The sequence below is a fragment of the Mesorhizobium sp. M7D.F.Ca.US.004.01.2.1 genome (genome assembly GCF_003997785.1).
GTDB lineage: Bacteria > Pseudomonadota > Alphaproteobacteria > Rhizobiales > Rhizobiaceae > Mesorhizobium > Mesorhizobium loti.
In genome coordinates this window covers 21,280-37,689 of the sequence record NZ_RZRQ01000019.1, presented here as the reverse complement: position 1 = coordinate 37,689, position 16,410 = coordinate 21,280, and the positions used below count along the sequence as shown (strand labels likewise).

Here is a 16,410-nt window from a genome sequence, read left to right as displayed (position 1 = left end):
CCTGGAGCATGCCATGAACACCGTCACCGAATTTCCCCGCAAAGTCGTCGAATTCCCGGATATGGGGATCGTCATGCCGGATGGCTGCCGGCTGTCGGCACGGGTCTGGATGCCGGAAGATGCCGGCGATGATCCGGTGCCGGCGATCCTCGAGCATCTGCCTTACCGCAAGCGCGACGGCACCATCTTTCGCGATCAGCTGACGCATCCCTATTTCGCCGGCAACGGCTACGCCTCGATCCGCGTCGACATGCGCGGCAACGGTGATTCCGAAGGGCTGATGGACGACGAATATTCCGAGCAGGAATTGCAGGACGCCTGCGACGTCATCGCCTGGGCGGCAAGCCAACCTTGGTGCAACGGCAATGTCGGCATGATGGGCATTTCCTGGGGCGGCTTCAACTGCCTGCAGGTGGCGGCCAAGCAGCCGCCAGCGCTAAAAGCGGTGATCAGCCTGTGCTCGACCGTCGACCGCTATGCCGACGACATCCACTACAAGGGCGGCTGCCTGCTGATCGAGAATTTCGGCTGGGCCTCGACCATGCTCTCCTACTCGTCGCGGCCGCCGGACCCGCTGCTGGCCGGCGACAACAGATGGCGCGATCTATGGCTGACCCGGCTGGAGAACCAGTCCTTCCTGGCACCTCTGTGGCTGAAGCACCAGCACCGCGATGCCTACTGGAAGCGCGGCTCGATCTGCGAGGATTTTTCCGCCGTCAAAGCCGCGGTGCTGTCGATCGGCGGCTGGCATGACGGCTACCGCAACACCGTCTCGCATCTGGCCAGCAACATCGAAGCCCCGGTCAAGGGCATCATCGGGCCGTGGATCCACAAATACCCGCACTACGCCGGGCCTAAGCCCGCCATCGGCTTCCTGCAGGAGGCGTTGCGCTGGTGGGACCGCTGGCTGAAGGATGTCGACACCGGCGTCGAGGCCGACCCTGCCTACCGCGCCTATGTGATGGACAGCGTGCGTCCGGCACGCTGGCATCCCGAGCGACCAGGCCGCTGGGTGGCGGAGCAGGAATGGCCCTCGCCAACCATCAAGACGCAAACGGTCGATCTGATCCCCGCAGGCGAACCCGCCATCGTCGCATCGCCGCAAAGCTGCGGCCTGGCCGGCGGCGAGTATTTCCCGTTCACCTTCGGCCCGGAACTGCCCGGCGATCAGCGCCCCGACGATGCCTTGTCGGTGTGTTTCGACCAGCCGGAACTCAACGAGGCGATCGACATCGTCGGCGCGCCCGAAGTTGAGGTGCGGCTATCCTCCGATCGTCCGCAGGCCAATATCGCGGTCCGGCTGTGCGACGTGCATCCCGACGGTGCCTCGGAGCTGATTTCCTATGGCGTGCTCAATCTGACGCATCGCAACTCGCACGAATTCCCGGAAGCACTGGTGCCGGGTGAAATCGTCTCAGTGCGCGCCGTGCTCGATCAATGCGCCTACCGCGTTCCGGCCGGCCACCGGCTGCGCGTTGCCGTTTCGAACACCTATTGGCCTGCCATCTGGCCATCGCCGGAGCCGGTCCAGCTCACCTTGTCGGCGGCGACGCTCAGCTTGCCGCTGCGGCCGCTGGCGACAGGCGACGAAGTGACGTTCGCCGAGCCGGAGGGGGCCACCCCCTGGGCAACAGAGACGATCCGCGCCGCCAATTCCGAGCGTCATGTCGATCGTGACGAAAAAACGGGAATCGTGACACTTTCCATCGATGATGATTTCGGCGAGGTGCGCGATCTCGCTCATGGCCTGGCCAATGGCAGCATCGCTCGCGAGACCTGGACGATCCATCCCGACGATCCGCTGTCGGCCTCGGGAAAGACGCACTGGACGCAGACCCTGTCGCGAAATGGATGGTCGGTGCGCACCGAGACATCGGCCGAAATGCGGTCGGACGCGCAAAACTTCATCGTCAGCGCCAGAATCGAGGCCTATGAGGGCGAGAAACTCGTTTTCGAGCGCAATTTCGAGGAGAAGGTGCCGCGCGCGCTTCTTTGAGCGCCGATTTCGTTGGTCCAATTGCGACGTACGATTTACGCCACGGCATGTCGCATTCGGTCTTGCTTACCGCTTTCCCTTGCGGTCATTATTCTCCTCACAAGAAACAAGAAAAACGACCGCAGAGTCGAACCAACAGAGTGAGGAACTCAATATGTCAAACGAACTCGAATTCCTTAGCCGGCGTGTCGCATCGGGCAAGCTGAGCCGTCGTGATTTTCTCGGCCGGGCGGCAGCGCTCGGTGTCTCCGCACCCTTCGCCAACTCGCTGCTTTCAAGCGCTGCGCGCGCGGCCGGCCCGGTCAAGGGCGGTACGCTGAAGGCCGGCCTGGTCGGCGGCGAATCCACCAACAGCCTCGATCCGGCGCTGATGATGACACAGGTGCCGTTCGCCTTCGGCAAGTGCTGGGGCGAAATGATCGTCGAGCTGTCCCCCGAGGGCAAGCTCGAGAACCGCATCGCCGAGGAGATCGGCTCGTCAGACGACGCCAAGGTTTGGACGCTGAAGATCCGCGACGGCGTCGAATTCCACAACGGCAAGACGGTGACCGCTGAGGACGTGGCCGCCACACTCGAGCGCCATTCCGACGAGAAGTCGAAATCCGGCGCGCTCGGCTACATGAAGGGCATTGAAACCATCAAGGCCAGTGGCAAGGAAGTGGTGCTGACGCTGAAGGAGGCGAACGCCGACCTTCCCTACCTGCTCAGCGACTATCACCTGATCGTCCAGCCGAACGGCGGCAAGGACAAGCCAGATGCCGGCATCTCGGCCGGCCCTTACGTGGTCAAGACCAATGAGCCCGGCGTGCGCCATGGCGCCGAGCGCTTCGCCAATTACTGGCAAGGCGACAAGATGGGCCATGCCGACCAGATCGAGGTCATCGTCATCAACGACGCGACGGCGCGCACGGCCGCCCTGCAGGGCGGCCAGGTCAACATGATCAACCGCGTCGAGCCGAAGATCGTCGACCTGATCAAGCGCCTGCCGGGCGTTACCATCCGCAACCACGCGGGTCCCGGCCACTACGTGTTCATCATGCATTGCAACACGGCGCCGTTCGACAACGCCGATTTGCGCATGGCACTGAAGCTGGCGATCGACCGCGAGGAAATGCTGGACAAGATCCTGCGCGGCTACGGCTCGCTCGGCAACGACTTCCCGATCAATGCGTCCTATCCGCTGTTCACCGAGATCGAGCAGCGCAAGTACGACCCGGACAAGGCCAAGTTCCACTTCAAGAAATCTGGTCACGACGGCTCGGTGCTGCTGCGCACTTCGGATGTCGCCTTCCCCGGCGCCGTCGATGCAGCGCAGCTCTTCCAGCAGAGCGCGGCCAAGGCCGGCATCACGCTCGAGATCAAGCGCGAGCCCGGCGACGGCTACTGGAACGAGGTCTGGAACAAGCAGCCCTTCTGCGCTTCCTACTGGGGCGGCCGCTCGACCCAGGACCAGATGTACTCGACCGCCTATCTGTCGACCGCCGACTGGAACGACACGCGTTTCATCCGTCCGGATTTCGACAAGATGGTGCTGGCGGCGCGCGCCGAGCTCGATGAGGCCAAGCGCAAGCAGATGTACCACGACATGGCCGTCATGGTGCGCGACGACGGTGGCCTGATCCTGCCGATGTTCAACCAGTTCATCGACGCGACCGGCGCCAAGGTCGGCGGCTGGGTCGACGATCCACATCAGGAGCTAATGAACGGCTACGCGCTGGCGAAGTGCTGGCTCGAAGCCTGAGCTTGGCCTTGCGGATATGTCCTCACCCATCTTGAAATTGGTGGCCCAGCGCGTTGCGCTGGGCATTCTCCTCTTGTTGGCCGTTTCGGTCCTGATCTTCGCCGGCACCCAGATCCTTCCCGGCGACGTCGCGCAAGCCATTCTCGGACAGTCGGCGACGCCGGAGTCGCTCGCCAATCTGCGCGAGCAGCTCGGGCTCAACCAGCCGGCCTATCTCAGGTATTTCCATTGGCTGGGCGGCGTGCTGACCGGCGATCTCGGCACGGCTATGTCGAGTGGGCAGGATATCGCCACGTCGATCAAGGGACGGCTGTGGAACACGCTGTTCCTCGCCTTCTGGGCGGCGGTCGTCGCGGTGCCGCTGGCGATTATCCTCGGCCTGATCGCGGTGCGCTACCGCAATGGCTGGGTCGACAAGCTGATCTCAGGACTTGCGCTTGCCTCGACCTCCTTCCCCGAATTCTTCATCGGCTATGTGCTCGTCTATTTCTTCGCCGTGAAATGGCAGATATTCCCCGGCATTTCGACCGTCTATGACGGCATGCCGTTCGGCGAGCGGATGCAGGCGATCGCACTGCCGGCGACGGCGCTGACGCTGGTCGTGCTCGCCCACATGATGCGCATGACACGTGCGGCGATCCTCAATGTCATGCAGTCGGCCTATGTCGAGACGGCGGAACTGAAAGGCCTGTCGGCCTTCAACGTCATCCGCAAGCACGCCTTCCCCAATGCCATCGCGCCGATCATCAATGTCGTCATGCTCAACCTCGCTTATCTCATCGTCGGTGTCGTCGTCGTCGAGGTGATCTTCGTCTATCCGGGCATGGGACAGTATCTGGTCGACCACGTCACCAAACGCGACGTGCCGGTGGTCCAGGCGGTCGGCCTGATCTTCGCCGCAGTCTACATCAGCCTGAACATCATTGCGGACATAGCGGCGATCGTCGCCAATCCGCGTCTCAGACATCCGAAATAGGGGGCGGATATGCTCGATATCAAACGCATCCCCATCCCCGCACTGATCGGCATAGTCCTGACGGCACTGTTCGTGCTGGCGGCGGTCTTCGCACCGTGGATTGCGCCGCACGGCAATGGCGAAATCGTCGGCGATGTCTGGGAACCTATGTCGGCGACCCATTTGCTCGGGACCGACAATCTCGGCCGCGATCTGCTTTCGCGCATGATCTACGGCGCCCGCATCACCCTGTTCATCGCGGTGCTGGCCACCGCGCTGTCGTTCTCGCTCGGCGCCATCCTCGGCTTCTCGGCGGCCGTCTTCGGCGGCTGGTTCGACACGCTGCTGTCCCGTCTCGTCGACCTTTTGATGTCGATCCCGACGCTGATCATGGGTCTCGTCGTGCTCTCCGTGCTGCCGACCAATTTGGTGACGCTGATCCTGGTGATGGGCATTCTCGACTCGACCCGCGTCTATCGCCTGTCGCGTGCGGTCGCCGTCGACATCAATGTCATGGACTATGTCGAGGCAGCGAAACTGCGCGGTGAAGGCAGCGCCTGGATCATCTTCCGCGAGATCCTGCCCAATGCGCTGTCGCCGCTGGTATCCGAACTCGGCCTGCGCTTCATCTACGCCGTGCTGTTCCTGTCGACGCTGTCGTTCCTCGGCCTTGGCGTGCAGCCACCGGACGCCGACTGGGGCGGCATGGTCAAGGAAAACAAGGACGGCATCGTCTTCGGCATCGCGGCGGCACTCATCCCAGCGGCGGCGATCGCCCTGCTGGCGATTTCCGTCAACCTGGTCGCCGACTGGGTGCTCAACCGGACGACAAGCCTCAAGGGAGGACGCGGGTGATGGCCGACAGCAAAGCGAAACCCGGCCTGCTGCTCGACATCCGCAATCTGCGCATCGAGGCCACCGTCTTCCCGCCCGGCGAACCGCCGAAGAACATCGTGCTGGTGCACGATGTCTCGCTGACGTTAGAGAAGGGCAAGGTGCTCGGCCTGATCGGCGAATCCGGGGCCGGCAAGTCGACCATCGGTCTGTCGTCGATGGGCTATGGCCGCGGTGGCGTGCGCATCACCGGCGGCGAGGTCATCCTGAATGGCCGCGACATCCTCAAGGGCGGCAAGGATGGCTTCCGCAAATTGCGCGGCCGCGAGGTCTGCTATGTCGCGCAGTCGGCGGCAGCCGCCTTCAATCCGGCGCACAGGCTGATGGACCAGGTGGTGGAAGCCACGCTGCTGCACGGCACGGCGACACGTGCCGAGGCCGAGAAGCGCGCCGTTGCGCTGTTCAAGAAGCTCAGCCTGCCAAATCCCGAAACCATCGGCGAGCGCTTTCCGCACCAGGTCTCGGGCGGCCAGCTGCAGCGCGTGATGACGGCGATGGCGCTGTGCTCCGAGCCGGACCTGATCGTCTTCGACGAGCCGACAACCGCGCTCGACGTGACGACGCAGATCGACGTGCTGGCGGCGATCAAGGACGCCATCCGCGACACCCACGTGGCGGCACTCTATATCACGCACGACCTTGCCGTCGTCGCCCAGGTCTCGGACGAGATCATGGTGTTGCGCCATGGCCGGCTGGTCGAATGGGGCGGCACAAGGCAGATCATCAAGGAGCCGCGCCAGGAATACACCAACGCGCTGGTGTCGGTGCATGAGATCGAACATGCCGAGCAGAAGCCCGGCATGACGCCGTTCCTGTCGGTGAAGAACGTCACCGCCGCCTATGGCCGCAGCCAGATCAAGGTGCTGAAGAACGTGTCGGTCGACATCTATCCGGGACAGACGCTTGCCGTCGTCGGCGAGTCGGGCTCGGGCAAGTCGACGCTGGCGCGCGCCATCACCGGCCTGCTGCCGCCCGAACAGGGCACCGTCACCTTCGACGGGCGCCCGCTGGCAAACCGTCTGGCCGATCGACCGAAGGAGGATCTGCGCCAGCTGCAGATGATCTATCAGATGGCCGACGTGGCAATGAATCCGCGCCAGACCGTCGGCACCATCATCGGCCGCCCGCTGGAGTTCTATTTCGGCATACGCGGCCGCGAACGCGACAAGCGCGTTGCCGAACTGCTCGACAAGATCGAGATGGGCAAGGGCTTTTCCGACCGCTACCCGGCCGAGCTTTCCGGCGGCCAGAAGCAGCGGGTCTGCATCGCCCGCTCGCTTGCCGCCAAGCCGAAGCTGATCATCTGCGACGAGGTGACATCGGCGCTCGACCCGCTGGTCGCTCACGGCATCCTCGAGCTGCTGCTCGAGCTGCAGAAGGAGGAGAACGTCGCCTATCTCTTCATCACCCACGACTTGGCGACGGTGAAGTCGATCGCCGATTCGATCGCGGTGATGTATCGCGGCGAGGTGGTGCGCTACGGCCCCAAGAGCCAGGTGCTGGCGCCGCCCTTCGACGCCTATACCGACCTTCTCTTGTCATCGGTCCCCGAGATGGAGATCGGCTGGCTGGAAAAGGCGATCAAGGGACGGCGCATGGCCAGCGCGGGGAACTAGGGCAGTTCACCGTTTCACGGAAACGGCGAACCGCTCTAACTCTTTGTTTTGACGCAATTCCCAAGGGAAAGCGCGCTATGCGCTTTTCCCGGGAAAACCGTTTCACACTTTTCCTGGAATTGCTCTGGCAAGCCAGCGGTCCGCTAGGGTCAGGGGAGCCGGCGGCCGTCATCCGGATGCAACACTACAGCGCCACACGTCCTGCGGACGGGCAGCGCCCGTACAATTTTTTTTCTTAAAAGGGGTAGGACATGAAGACTGAACTCGACCATCTCGCCGAGCTCGCCGGCCAGGGCCGGATATCGCGCCGCGACTTCCTCGGCCGCACCGCCGCCCTTGGCGTCTCGGCGGCACTGGCAACGACACTGGCTGGCAAGGCTTTTGCCCAGACACCCGTCAAGGGAGGAACAATCAAGGCCGGCCTGCAAGGCGGCGAATCGACCAACAGCCTCGACCCGGCGCTCAACCTCAGCCCGGTCACCTACAGCTTCGGCAAGCAGTGGGGCGAATACCTTGTCCGGCTAATGCCCGACAACAGCCTGACAAATCTGATCGCCGAGGAGATCGGCGCCGCCAAGGACGCCAAGACCTGGACGATCAAGGTGCGCGACGGCATCGAGTTCCACAATGGCAAGACCGTCACCGCCGAGGACATCGCGGCCACCATCGAGCGCCATGCCGACGAGAAGTCGAAGTCGGGCGCGCTCGGCATCCTCAAGAACATCAAGGGCGTCAAGGCGAGCGGCAAGGAAGTGATCGTCACGCTTGGCGACGCCGATGCCGACTTCCCCTATCTGATGGCCGACTACCATCTCGTCATCCAGCCGAATGGCGGCAAGGACAACCCGAATGCCGGCATCAGCGCCGGCCCCTACAAGGTCACCGTCAACCAGCCAGGCGTGCGCCATGGCGGCGAGCGCTTCGCCAATTACTGGCAAGGCGACAAGGCCGGCCATGCCGACCAGATCGAGATCGTCGTCATCAATGATGCGACCGCACGGCTTGCAGCCTTGCAGGGTGGTCAGGTGCACATGATCAACCGCGTCGAGCCCAAGGTCGTGGATCTGGTCAAGCGCATCGCGGGCGTCACCATCGAGAACGTATCGGGCAAGGGCTATTACCCGTTCAACATGTTCTGCGACACAGCCCCCTTCGACAGCAGCGACCTGCGGATGGCGCTGAAACTTGCCATGGACCGCGAGGAGATGCTGGAAAAGATCCTGCGCGGCTATGGCTCGGTCGGCAACGACTTCCCGATCAACGAGGCCTATCCGCTGTTTTCCACCGACATCGAACAGCGCAAGTTCGACCCGGAGAAGGCAGCGGCGGCCTACAAGAAGTCAGGCCATAGCGGCTCGATCGTGCTGCGCACCTCGGACGTCGCCTTCCCGGGCGCCGTCGATGCCGCCCAGCTCTATCAGCAGTCCTGCGCCAAGGCCGGCATCAAGATCGAGATCAAGCGCGAGCCCGGCGACGGCTACTGGTCGGAGGTCTGGAACAAGCAGCCCTTCTCGCTCTCCTACTGGGGCGGACGCGCCACGCAGGACCAGATGTACTCCACCGGCTATGTCTCAACCGCCGACTGGAACGACACGCGGTTCAAGCGGCCGGAATTCGACAAGATGCTGTTTGCCGCGCGCGGCGAACTCGACCAGGCCAAACGCAAGGCGATCTACCACGACATGGCGGTGATGATGCGCGACGAAGGCGGGCTGATCGTGCCTTTCTTCAACCAGTTCATCGACGCTGCCGCCACCAACAAGATCAGCGGCTTTGCCAAGAGCCCGATCGGCGAAATGATGGACGGCTACGCGCTCGGCGAGTGCTGGCTCAACGCTTAGCCGAAATCTGATCGTCCGATTTCATTTATCAAGAACGCTGTGTGCCCAAACGGCACACGGCGTTCCCGTTTCAACTGCCAAATTGCAAGGAGCCGCCCATGGCGCTCAAATCCAAGCTTTTGCTGATCATCCTCGACGGCGTGCCCTATCGCAATTGGCGCCGGCTGATGGGCAACCTCGAAGGCTGGGTGCAATCGGGCGAGGCGCGGGTCTGGAAGATGCGCTCCGTGCTGCCGTCGACCTCGGCCTGCTGCTACGCCTCGATCCATACCGGGGTTTCGCCGCAGGTGCACGGCATCCTGTCCAACGAGAACCGGTTCCGCGTCGCGCAGCCCGATATCTTCTCCGAAGTCAGCAAGGCGGGCGGCAAGACGGGTGCGGTGACACATTCCTACTGGTCGGAGTTCTTCCGCGCCTATCCGTTCGACCTGGTCGAGGACATGGAATTCGACGAGCCGAGCGGGCCGATCACGCATGGCCGCTTCCACACCATGACCGGCTACAACGCCCGCAACCAGATGACGCCGAGCGACGTCGACCTGTTCGCGACCCTGACCATGCTGACCAAACGCCACGGCATCGACTACGGCATCCTGCACACCTGCACGCTGGATTCGATGGGCCACCGCTTCGGCCATGACTGCCACGAGATGGACCATGCCGTCTATGCGATGGACGGCATGCTGGCCGCCTTCCTGCCGCGCTGGATCGAAGCCGGCTACGAGGTCATGGTCACCGCCGACCACGGCCAGACCGATCGTGGCCATCATGGCGGCCATGACGACGAGATGCAGGATTTCGCGCTGTATTATTTCGGGGCCGGCAAGGGTCCGCAGGCTGACACCCTGCTCGACCAGCTGCAGCTGGCGCCGACAGTGCTGGGCCGGCTGGGTGTTCCCGTGCCAGCGACGATGAAGGCGAAGCCGTTCTTGGGGTGAGAAGCGGGTCGCAGAGCTCTTCCCTTCTCCCCTTGTTGTGGGAGAAGGGAAGGTCCTGCCTCTGGCAACACCTAATGACTTCGGTTAGCCTCCGCAAAATTCCTTGGCGGAGGATGAACCTTTTTGGACCGATCGGCGACAGAGCAGACAGGAGCCAGGCGGCTCAACCGGCCATGACGGCAGCGACGGAGACCGATCGCGCACTCGTCGACCGGGTCGCGAAGGGCGACCGTGCCGCCGTGCGGCTCCTGTTCATGCGTCACCACGCGCGGGTCTACCGCTTCGTGGTGCGCCAGACGGGATCGGAAATGATGGCTGACGATATCGCCAACGAAGTGTTTCTCGAATTGTGGCGCCAGGCGCCAGGCTTCGAAGGACGCTCCGAAGTCTCGACATGGCTGCTCGGCATCGCCCGTTTCAAGGCGCTGTCCCTGCTGCGCAAGAAGAAGGAAGACTGGATCGACGACGAGGCCGCCGCCGCGGTGCCCGACAGCGCCGACACGCCGGAAGTCGTCACCATGAAGGAAGACAAGGCTGCCGCCTTGCGGCGCTTCGTCGACGCCTTGCCCGATGAGCATCGCGTGGTGATCGATCTTGCCTATTATCACGGACAGTCCGTGAGCGAGATCGGCGAGGTGCTCGACATTCCGGTCGCCACCGTCAAGACCCGGATGTTCTACGCCCGCAAGAAACTCGGCGAAGCCCTCAAGGCCGCCGGTTACGACAGGGGGTGGCCATGAGTGCCGCTGAAAAGATGTCGCGCCGCGATCAAATGGAAACGCTGCTGCCGTTCTATCTGAACGGCTCGCTGGAAGGTTCGGATCTGGAAGCGATCGAAGAATGGCTGGCCAGCGATCCGGCCGCACTTGCCGCCCTTGGCGAGGCGGAAGCCGAATTCTCCGGCGCCACGGCCGCCAACGAAGCGATCCGGCCGCCGGCCGATGCACTCAGCCGCTTCGCCAAGGCGTTGGACGCCGAGGCTGGACCTGCGCGCAAGCCGGCAGGTTCATCCTGGCTGGCGCAGGCCTGGGGCCGCTTCATGGCGGTGCCGGTCGGTGTCGCCTGGGCCGCGGCCGCGGGTCTGCTGGCCCTGGTCATGGTGCAGTCGTTTGTCGAGCCTGGCGGCAAGGGAAATGATTTCGAGATTGCCGGCGCTGAAGACGATCTGGCGAAAATGCCGTTCGCCCTGGTCAAGTTCAAGCCGGATGCAAGGATGTCGGACATTTCGGGGTTCCTCGGCAGCAACGGTCTGAAGATCACCGGTGGACCGACCGCCGACGGCGTGTTCCGGCTTGGCATGCCGGCCGCCAACGCAGCCGACTACACGAAGCAAATCGGCCTTATTGCCGCCCAGCCTTTTACGGAGACTGTGATCGAGGGAAGGAAACCGGTTGATGGCGGCTGAGGCAGTCATTCGATTTGCGGCAATGCTTGCGGCGGCGATGACAATCGCCGCCGTGCCTGCGTCAGCGCAAACCAACGACCCCAATCCAGATCAGACGAAAATCGACTGCCGCAACGGGACCAACGCGGCGGGAGCCGACTGCGCCAAGGATGGCACTGACACAAAGGGCGGATCGGATGCGGCGCAGCCCGGCGCTGTCTTCCTGCCGGCGCTGATCGTCGACCTGTTTCCCAACCCGGCAGCGACGCCGGCGCCGGTGCCGACGCCACGGCCGGCGCCCGCGACGCCACCGGCCGACAATCAAGCCGGCCCCCCGCCCGGCGGCCCGATCATCTCGCCGACCGATCTCATCGCCGTTCAGCCACCGCGCGCGGTGGTTGGCGATTTCGTGCCCGACGAGGTGCTGGTGACCGTCGACGGCGATGCCGGCACTGTCCAGCAGATCGCCGCTTCCTTCGGCCTGCAGGTGCGCTCGCAGCGCCTGTCGCGGCTGCTTGGCACCACGCTGGTGCGCTTCGGAATTCCCGACGGCCGGCCCGTCGGCGTCGTGCTGGCCCAACTGGCCGCCGACGGCCGCACCCAGCGGCGCGAGCCCAACCATGTCTATTCGCTGCAGCAGGCCGCCAGCATCGTCAACTATGCCTTCGACCGCATCGCGCTCGATGCCAAACAGGCCAGCGGCGAAAACGTCCGCATCGCGGTGATCGACACCGGCATCGACGACACCAACCCGGCGCTGGCAGGCGTCATTGCCGGGCAATTCGACGCCATGCCCGACGTGCCGATCGAAAAGCGCGATCACGGTACGTCTATCGACGGCCTGATCGCCGGCGTCGGCGCGCTGGAAGGCATGGCGCCCGGGGCCAGGATCTACCACGCCCGTGCCTTCGAGGGCGGCAAGTCGACCATGGACGTCATCCTGGCGGCGCTCGACTGGGCGGCGGAGCAGGACGTGCGCATCATCAATATGAGCTTTGTCGGGCCGAAGAACGACCTGCTCGGCGTCGCCTGTCGCAATGCCCGCGCGCTCGGCATCGTGCTGGTCGCCGCCGCCGGCAACAACGGGCCCAAGGCGCCCTATGGCTATCCGGCCGCTTTCGATAGCGTCATCGCGGTGACTGCCACCGATGCCAGGGACGGGCTGATGCCGCAGGCCAATCGCGGCGCCTATGTCTTCATCTCGGCGCCCGGCGTCGAGATGGTGGCACCGAGCGGCGCCGGCTCGGACGTGGTCACCGGCACCTCGTTTGCGGCTGCGATCGTGAGCGGCGCCATCGCCAATCTCATCCATGCCGCGCCCGATCGCTCGGCCGACGACATCGAAAAGGCGCTGGCGGCAACGGCCAGGGATCTCGGCCCCAAGGGACGCGACAATGATTTTGGCTACGGGCTGCTGGATATCAAGGCGGCGGCAAAGGAGTAAGGTCAGTCGAAGTGGGTTTGGGTCAAAACTCAATCAACCGACGCCAATGGCTGAGACGGGTGGGCAGCGGAAGCCCGAGGCTGGCACGAGCAGCAACTACATTAAATCAGAAACAGTCATTCGCCACCGGTTGTCGAATGACCGGGATGGGCCGACAGCGGACGATCCGGTTTCAACCAGCTTCTGCGGTAAGCTGTCGTTCCGAAACCAACCCACAATCGGTCGTCGCACTTGTCAAAGCCGCGTCCCGTAAGAGTGCCGACCTCATCGTTGGCGAATAGCTCAGTGTTAGATCTTCAAAAATCGGTAGGCGAAGCGATCGGTCTCGCCCTTGATCGAGGGATCGAACACCTTGATCGAGTGCGCATCATCATTGTTCGCGAGGATGGTGCTTTCCGCGTCCAGTACGAAGCCGGCCGCCTCGACCTCCTCGCGAACAGATGCAGGCTCAATCCGATGCAGCGACTGGGCGTCGCTCGTGCCCGCCCCGACGCCGGCGGCGTGGTCTACGATGACGTAGGATCCACCAGGCTTCAGCCGATCGTAGACGGCTCGATTGAAGTCGGCCGCCGTCGCGCCCCTCGCCTGGATCAGCGCGGTGTGGAGATCGTGGTAGAACAGGTGCAGCCACAGCACATCCGCTGGTTGCGTGACCTCTGGCATCGCCACGAGGTCCGCTGAGACGGCCTCGACGTTCCCTCGGCCCGGCTCCTTCGAGAGCGTCTGGATGCGGCCGACCGGATCGTTCTTGAAGTGGGCGACTTCGGCCGGCACGAAGCTGAAGACCCGCCCTTTGGGTCCCACGACGTCGGAGAACAGGCGCGTCCAGTCTCCGTCGCCTGGGTACACGTCAATGACGGTGGAGCCCGCATCTATACGTGCGAACCGGGTCAACTCGGATAGCTTGGATTGGTCGTACATCGGAATCTCCTTTACGGTTGGGGACGAGTGCGCGGCGAACAATGAGGCGGTTTTCGGCTGATTCACCCGAACCGTCGGCCGCAGTCTGCCAGCTCTAAGCCGGCCCGGGCGCGTCCAACTGCGAGGCCCGGGCCAGCGCTTGCGTGTCAACGTATTCACGGATTTTGGTCAGTCTACCGTCCCGGACCGTGATGGCGAAGATCCAGTCGTCCTCGAACGTCTTGTTCGTGGCTTTGATCCTCCCCGTAGCGACGCCGACGACCAGCACCCGGTCTCCTTGCGCCACGAACTCCCGAGGTTCCGTAGACGTTTCTATCGACTTGGATGCCGTCTCAAGCAAATCCGCCAGCCCGGCGTGTCCGTGGCCATGCCGGTTGGCAGTCGTGTTCATCAGTCGAACTTGACCAGGTCCTTGAAGATCAGCTGACCCCAGCTATTTCCGCGCGCCTGGACGAGCAGCCCACCTTCCGACAGCCCGCCAAGCTTGATCGGCGAGAAACCGAGATTTTCCGCGAGCGCACCGATCTCCGCTGCGGCAGCGTCATCGTCGCTCGCCAGGAACACGACTCTCCTGCCACCATGCACGGCCGGGTCTTGGTCAAGGACGGCAGCGACCAGATGGTTGAAGCCCTTGACCAGCCTTGCACCAGAGAATGCCTGTGCAACGAACTTGGAAGAAGGCTGTCCCCCCAGTTTTTCGGGGGGCACGCCGTAGGCATTGGTCACATCGACGATGGTCTTTCCCTGCCAGGTGGCGAGCGCCTTGGCGACCTTCGGGTGCGACTCGAAACGGACAGCCAAAAAGATGATGTCCGCCTTGACCGCGTCCGCCAGTGTTTTTGGAATGATCGTGGGCCCGATCGCGGCCGCATCGGCTGCAAAGCTTTCCGGGTCGCGCGTGGTTGCAACGGACACGTCGATGCCTTTGCGAGCAAACGCCTTGGCCAGTGCTCGGCCGATATTGCCAAAGCCGATGATTGCGTAGCTCATAATGCTTCTCCTATTCCTATCTTGTGTTGGAACTAACGTTTGAGAAGCGGGGTCACTACTGGCGGGGCTGAAGGGCCAGCCACGGGACCGCGCCGGGGTCAGACCTGCGCCATGCCTCCATCAACGGCGAGATCCACACCGGTGATGTAAGAACTATCATCGGAGGCGAGGAACGTGACAGCTGCCGCGATTTCCTCTGGTTTGCCCCTGCGACCCATTGGGATCTGTGAAGCAAACTGGGCGACCGCTTGCTCGGCTTGCTCAGGGGTAAGGCCCGTTGTTGTCTCCAACGCGGGGGTCTCGATTGCTCCGGGGCTCATCGTATTCACTCGGATTTTGCGGTCTTTCAGTTCCAGTGTCCAAGCGCGCGAGAAGTTGCGCACTGCCGCCTTACTCGCGGCGTATGTGCTAAACCCCGGCAACCCCAACACGTTCGAAACCGAAGAATTCAGAATAATCGAACCGCCGTCTTTGAAGAGGGGAAGGGCCTTCTGCACCGTGAAGAACAGCCCCTTCACGTTCACGTCGAAGGTCTGATCGAAGTGGGCCTCAGTAGCTACTGCGAGCGGTGCGATTGTCCCCGCGCCAGCGTTCGCGAAGAGAACGTCGATGTGACCATGTTTCTCCTTCACGACGGCATAGAGCCGGTCCAGGTCCTCCAAGCGCGACACGTCACCCACGACCGTCGTAACGTTTCTCTCGATGAAGCCCGCAGCCTCCTTCAACTCTTTCTCCCGTCGCCCGGTGATCACGACGTGCGCACCTTCCTCCACGAAGCGCTTGGCGGTGGCCAACCCGATCCCGCTGCTTCCGCCCGTGATGACTGCGACTTTGCCTTCAAGTTTTTTCATAATGTTGTATCCTTCGTTGTGCTGCCCAGATGCGGGACCGCGCCGGGGTCAGAGTTGCGCCAGGCCGCCGTCGACGGCGACTTCGCTGGCGGTCATGAAGCTGCTGTCCGACGACGCGAGAAAGGCAGCCACCGCCGCGATCTCCGCGGGATCGGCCATGCGCTGGAGCGGAGTCATCGCGCCGTAGGCCCTCTGGCCCTCCTCGCCCAGCGCTTCCTTCGCGAGTTCGGTCGCCGTCGCCCCGGGCGACAACACGTTGACCCGGATGCCGGTGCCCTTCAGGTCCTCCGCCCAGGTCCGCGCGAGATTGCGAACGGCCGCCTTGCTCGCGCTATAGGCAGTGAAGCCCGGGGCGCCCGTCGTGCCGGCGCTCGATCCGGTCAGGATGATCGAACCGCCCCGGCCCATGAGCGGCAACGCCTTCTGGACCGTGAAGATCGTACCCTTCACATTGGTGTCGAAGGTTTCGTCGATGTGCTTGGCGGTGATCTGGCCGAGCGGCAGCGGGCCTCCCGCACCGGCATTGGCGAAGACGATGTCGAGGCTGCCGCGCTCGGCCTTCACCGCAGCGTAGAGCCGGTCGAGGTCGGCCTCATCCGAGACCGAGCCCTTCACCGCGCGGGCATTGGGCCCAAGGTCGGCCAAAGCGGCGTCAAGCGCGTCCTGCCGGCGGCCGAAGATGAAAACGAAGGCGCCTTCCTCGATGAAGCGCTTTGCCGACGCGCGGCCGATGCCGGTCGCGCCACCCGTGATCACGGCGGTCTTTCCATTCAGTCTGGTCATGACGTGCATCCTTCGTTTCGCCGTCTCGTGTCTTTGGCTGTACGGGAACGTCCCGC

General features: G+C 63.4%; 14 protein-coding genes and 1 pseudogene. 10 read left to right on the top strand and 5 right to left on the bottom strand.

The window, feature by feature from the left end:
* The first annotated feature begins 13 nt into the window (after positions 1 to 13).
* From EN993_RS05835 to EN993_RS05790, 10 genes are all read left to right on the top strand, one after another.
* The gene (locus tag EN993_RS05835; protein ID WP_127262630.1) at positions 14 to 1,996 is read left to right on the top strand and encodes a CocE/NonD family hydrolase; all 1,983 of its coding nucleotides are present in this window, start codon (positions 14 to 16) and stop codon (positions 1,994 to 1,996) included.
* A 154-nt stretch (positions 1,997 to 2,150) separates the two neighbouring features.
* Positions 2,151 to 3,737, top strand: a complete 1,587-nt coding sequence (locus EN993_RS05830) for an ABC transporter substrate-binding protein (protein ID WP_109665565.1) — start codon at positions 2,151 to 2,153, stop codon at positions 3,735 to 3,737.
* A gap of 16 nt (positions 3,738 to 3,753) precedes the next feature.
* Positions 3,754 to 4,713 carry an ABC transporter permease gene (locus tag EN993_RS05825; protein WP_127262629.1) on the top strand — a complete coding sequence of 320 codons (960 nt, stop codon included), beginning with the start codon at positions 3,754 to 3,756 and terminating at the stop codon, positions 4,711 to 4,713.
* Positions 4,714 to 4,722: 9 nt separating this feature from the next.
* Positions 4,723 to 5,547, top strand: coding sequence for an ABC transporter permease (locus tag EN993_RS05820; protein WP_127262628.1), 825 nt, complete (start codon positions 4,723 to 4,725; stop codon positions 5,545 to 5,547).
* Complete coding sequence (locus EN993_RS05815) at positions 5,547 to 7,202, top strand: ABC transporter ATP-binding protein (protein ID WP_126067346.1); 1,656 nt, start codon at positions 5,547 to 5,549, stop codon at positions 7,200 to 7,202. Before EN993_RS05820 ends, EN993_RS05815 begins: the two co-directional genes overlap by 1 nt.
* A gap of 251 nt (positions 7,203 to 7,453) precedes the next feature.
* Entirely contained in the window at positions 7,454 to 9,043 is a 1,590-nt protein-coding gene (locus tag EN993_RS05810; protein WP_127262627.1) for an ABC transporter substrate-binding protein, read from the top strand.
* A 98-nt stretch (positions 9,044 to 9,141) separates the two neighbouring features.
* Positions 9,142 to 9,981: an alkaline phosphatase family protein gene (locus EN993_RS05805; RefSeq protein ID WP_127262626.1), complete on the top strand. Its 840-nt coding sequence runs from the start codon at positions 9,142 to 9,144 to the stop codon at positions 9,979 to 9,981.
* 173 nt (positions 9,982 to 10,154) lie between these two features.
* Positions 10,155 to 10,721, top strand: coding sequence for a sigma-70 family RNA polymerase sigma factor (locus EN993_RS05800; protein ID WP_127262625.1), 567 nt, complete (start codon positions 10,155 to 10,157; stop codon positions 10,719 to 10,721).
* Positions 10,718 to 11,386, top strand: a complete 669-nt coding sequence (locus EN993_RS05795) for an anti-sigma factor (protein ID WP_127262624.1) — start codon at positions 10,718 to 10,720, stop codon at positions 11,384 to 11,386. The genes EN993_RS05800 and EN993_RS05795 overlap by 4 nt, the downstream gene beginning before the upstream one ends.
* Positions 11,376 to 12,809: a S8 family serine peptidase gene (locus EN993_RS05790; protein WP_127262623.1), complete on the top strand. Its 1,434-nt coding sequence runs from the start codon at positions 11,376 to 11,378 to the stop codon at positions 12,807 to 12,809. The genes EN993_RS05795 and EN993_RS05790 overlap by 11 nt, the downstream gene beginning before the upstream one ends.
* A gap of 288 nt (positions 12,810 to 13,097) precedes the next feature.
* Here the strand turns inward: EN993_RS05790 and EN993_RS05785 are convergent, their stop codons facing one another.
* From EN993_RS05785 to EN993_RS05765, 5 genes and pseudogenes are all read right to left on the bottom strand, one after another.
* On the bottom strand, positions 13,098 to 13,730 hold the full coding sequence (locus EN993_RS05785) for a class I SAM-dependent methyltransferase (protein WP_127262622.1): 633 nt from the start codon (positions 13,728 to 13,730) through the stop codon (positions 13,098 to 13,100).
* A gap of 94 nt (positions 13,731 to 13,824) precedes the next feature.
* Positions 13,825 to 14,091 (bottom strand): annotated as a pseudogene (locus EN993_RS05780) (nuclear transport factor 2 family protein); the annotation flags it as partial.
* Between the two features lie 29 nt (positions 14,092 to 14,120).
* Complete coding sequence (locus tag EN993_RS05775; protein WP_127262621.1) at positions 14,121 to 14,720, bottom strand: NAD(P)-binding domain-containing protein; 600 nt, start codon at positions 14,718 to 14,720, stop codon at positions 14,121 to 14,123.
* Between the two features lie 98 nt (positions 14,721 to 14,818).
* Positions 14,819 to 15,571: a glucose 1-dehydrogenase gene (locus EN993_RS05770; RefSeq protein ID WP_127262620.1), complete on the bottom strand. Its 753-nt coding sequence runs from the start codon at positions 15,569 to 15,571 to the stop codon at positions 14,819 to 14,821.
* Between the two features lie 48 nt (positions 15,572 to 15,619).
* Complete coding sequence (locus EN993_RS05765; RefSeq protein ID WP_127262619.1) at positions 15,620 to 16,354, bottom strand: SDR family oxidoreductase; 735 nt, start codon at positions 16,352 to 16,354, stop codon at positions 15,620 to 15,622.
* Positions 16,355 to 16,410: the final 56 nt, after the last annotated feature.

Bases quoted from the DNA above. Each gene is read 5' to 3' on its own strand.
- EN993_RS05830 (WP_109665565.1), top strand. From the start codon at position 2,151: ATGTCAAACGAACTCGAATTCCTTAGCCGGCGTGTCGCATCGGGCAAG.
- EN993_RS05795 (WP_127262624.1), top strand. From the start codon at position 10,718: ATGAGTGCCGCTGAAAAGATGTCGCGCCGCGATCAAATGGAAACGCTG.
- EN993_RS05810 (WP_127262627.1), top strand. From the start codon at position 7,454: ATGAAGACTGAACTCGACCATCTCGCCGAGCTCGCCGGCCAGGGCCGG.
- EN993_RS05800 (WP_127262625.1), top strand. From the start codon at position 10,155: ATGACGGCAGCGACGGAGACCGATCGCGCACTCGTCGACCGGGTCGCG.
- EN993_RS05785 (WP_127262622.1), bottom strand. From the start codon at position 13,730: ATGTACGACCAATCCAAGCTATCCGAGTTGACCCGGTTCGCACGTATA.
- EN993_RS05770 (WP_127262620.1), bottom strand. From the start codon at position 15,571: ATGAAAAAACTTGAAGGCAAAGTCGCAGTCATCACGGGCGGAAGCAGC.
- EN993_RS05835 (WP_127262630.1), top strand. From the start codon at position 14: ATGAACACCGTCACCGAATTTCCCCGCAAAGTCGTCGAATTCCCGGAT.
- EN993_RS05825 (WP_127262629.1), top strand. From the start codon at position 3,754: ATGTCCTCACCCATCTTGAAATTGGTGGCCCAGCGCGTTGCGCTGGGC.
- EN993_RS05820 (WP_127262628.1), top strand. From the start codon at position 4,723: ATGCTCGATATCAAACGCATCCCCATCCCCGCACTGATCGGCATAGTC.
- EN993_RS05775 (WP_127262621.1), bottom strand. From the start codon at position 14,720: ATGAGCTACGCAATCATCGGCTTTGGCAATATCGGCCGAGCACTGGCC.
- EN993_RS05765 (WP_127262619.1), bottom strand. From the start codon at position 16,354: ATGACCAGACTGAATGGAAAGACCGCCGTGATCACGGGTGGCGCGACC.
- EN993_RS05805 (WP_127262626.1), top strand. From the start codon at position 9,142: ATGGCGCTCAAATCCAAGCTTTTGCTGATCATCCTCGACGGCGTGCCC.
- EN993_RS05815 (WP_126067346.1), top strand. From the start codon at position 5,547: ATGGCCGACAGCAAAGCGAAACCCGGCCTGCTGCTCGACATCCGCAAT.
- EN993_RS05790 (WP_127262623.1), top strand. From the start codon at position 11,376: ATGGCGGCTGAGGCAGTCATTCGATTTGCGGCAATGCTTGCGGCGGCG.